This is a genomic window from Saccharothrix obliqua, assembly GCF_019375475.1.
In the GTDB taxonomy this organism is placed as follows: domain Bacteria; phylum Actinomycetota; class Actinomycetes; order Mycobacteriales; family Pseudonocardiaceae; genus Actinosynnema; species Actinosynnema obliqua.
The window spans coordinates 1-2,368 of the sequence record NZ_JAHXGQ010000028.1; the positions used below are offsets into that span (position 1 = coordinate 1).

Sequence of the window (2,368 nt, forward strand, 5' to 3'; positions counted from 1 at the left end):
TGTTCGAGAGGTTCACCGACCGCGCGAGGCGGGTGGTTGTCCTGGCCCAGGAAGAGGCCCGGATGCTCAACCACAACTACATCGGCACCGAGCACATCCTCCTGGGTTTGATCCATGAGGGTGAGGGTGTCGCCGCGAAGGCGTTGGAGTCGTTGGGGATCGCGCTGGAGGGTGTCCGCCAGCAGGTCGAGGAGATCATCGGGCAGGGTCAGCAGGCCCCGTCGGGTCACATCCCCTTCACGCCGCGTGCGAAGAAGGTGTTGGAGCTGTCGTTGCGGGAGGCGTTGCAGCTCGGGCACAACTACATCGGCACGGAGCACATCCTGTTGGGGTTGATCCGTGAGGGCGAGGGTGTCGCGGCGCAGGTGCTGGTGAAGCTGGGCGCGGACCTGAACCGGGTGCGGCAGCAGGTGTTGCAGTTGCTGTCGGGCTACTCGGGCGGCAAGGAGCCGGCGGAGTCCGGTGGTCGTGGCGAGGGGACGCCGTCGTCGTCGTTGGTGCTCGACCAGTTCGGGCGGAACCTGACCGCGTCGGCGCGGGAGGGCAAGCTGGACCCGGTGATCGGTCGCACCAAGGAGATCGAGCGGGTCATGCAGGTGCTGTCGCGCCGCACGAAGAACAACCCGGTGCTGATCGGCGAGCCGGGTGTGGGCAAGACCGCGGTGGTCGAGGGTCTGGCGCAGATGGTGGTCAAGGGCGAGGTGCCCGAGACGTTGAAGGACAAGCAGCTCTACACGTTGGACCTGGGTTCGCTGGTGGCGGGTTCGCGGTACCGGGGTGATTTCGAGGAGCGCCTGAAGAAGGTGCTCAAGGAGATCCGGACGCGCGGGGACATCATCCTGTTCATCGACGAGATCCACACGTTGGTGGGGGCGGGTGCGGCGGAGGGCGCGATCGACGCGGCGTCGATCCTGAAGCCGATGTTGGCGCGGGGTGAGTTGCAGACCATCGGCGCGACGACATTGGACGAGTACCGCAAGTACGTGGAGAAGGACCCGGCGTTGGAGCGCCGGTTCCAGCCGATCCAGGTGGGTGAGCCGTCGCTGGAGCACACCATCGAGATTCTGAAGGGTCTGCGGGACCGGTACGAGGCGCACCACCGGGTGTCGATCACGGATTCGGCGTTGGTGGCGGCGGCGACGTTGGCCGACCGGTACATCAACGACCGGTTCCTGCCGGACAAGGCGATCGACCTGATCGACGAGGCGGGCGCGCGGATGCGGATCCGCCGGATGACCGCGCCGCCGGACCTGCGGGAGTTCGACGAGAAGATCGCCGACGTGCGTCGGGAGAAGGAGTCGGCGATCGACGCGCAGGACTTCGAGCGGGCGGCGAAGCTGCGGGACTCGGAGAAGCAGTTGCTGGGCCGCAAGGCCGAGCGGGAGAAGCAGTGGAAGGACGGCGACCTGGACGTGGTCGCCGAGGTGGACGACGAGCAGATCGCCGAGGTGTTGGCGAACTGGACGGGTATCCCGGTGTTCAAGCTCACCGAGGAGGAGACGACGCGTCTGCTCCGCATGGAGGACGAGCTGCACAAGCGGATCATCGGCCAGGTCGACGCGGTGAAGGCGGTGTCGCAGGCGATCCGCCGGACGCGGGCGGGGTTGAAGGACCCGAAGCGGCCGTCGGGGTCGTTCATCTTCGCGGGCCCGTCGGGCGTGGGGAAGACGGAGTTGTCGAAGGCGTTGGCGAACTTCCTGTTCGGGGAGGACGACGCGCTGATCCAGATCGACATGGGCGAGTTCCACGACCGGTACACCGCGTCGCGGTTGTTCGGTGCGCCTCCCGGGTATGTGGGGTACGAGGAGGGCGGGCAGCTCACGGAGAAGGTGCGGCGCAAGCCGTTCTCGGTGGTGTTGTTCGACGAGATCGAGAAGGCGCACCAGGAGGTCTACAACACGCTGTTGCAGGTGTTGGAGGACGGCCGGTTGACCGATGGTCAGGGTCGGACGGTGGACTTCAAGAACACGGTGATCATCTTCACGTCGAACCTGGGGACGTCGGACATCTCCAAGGCCGTGGGGTTGGGGTTCACCTCGGGGCAGGACACCGCGTCGAACTACGAGCGGATGAAGAACAAGGTCAACGACGAGCTGAAGAAGCACTTCCGGCCGGAGTTCCTCAACCGGATCGACGACATCATCGTGTTCCACCAGCTCACGCAGGACGAGATCATCAAGATGGTGGACCTGATGATCGCGCGGGTCGAGGCGCAGCTGAAGAACAAGGACATGGCGATCGAGCTGACCGACCGGGCCAAGAAGCTGCTGGCCCGCCGCGGGTTCGACCCCGTGCTGGGCGCCCGCCCGCTGCGGCGCACCATCCAGCGCGAGATCGAGGACCAGCTGTCCGAGAAGATCCTCTTCGG

At 65.9% G+C, this 2,368-nt stretch carries 1 protein-coding gene; it reads left to right on the forward strand.

The genetic code is table 11. The features are described 5' to 3' along the window. Positions 1-2,368 (forward strand): ATP-dependent Clp protease ATP-binding subunit (locus KZQ38_RS35645; RefSeq protein WP_219448447.1); only part of this gene is annotated, 2,368 nt, incomplete at both ends.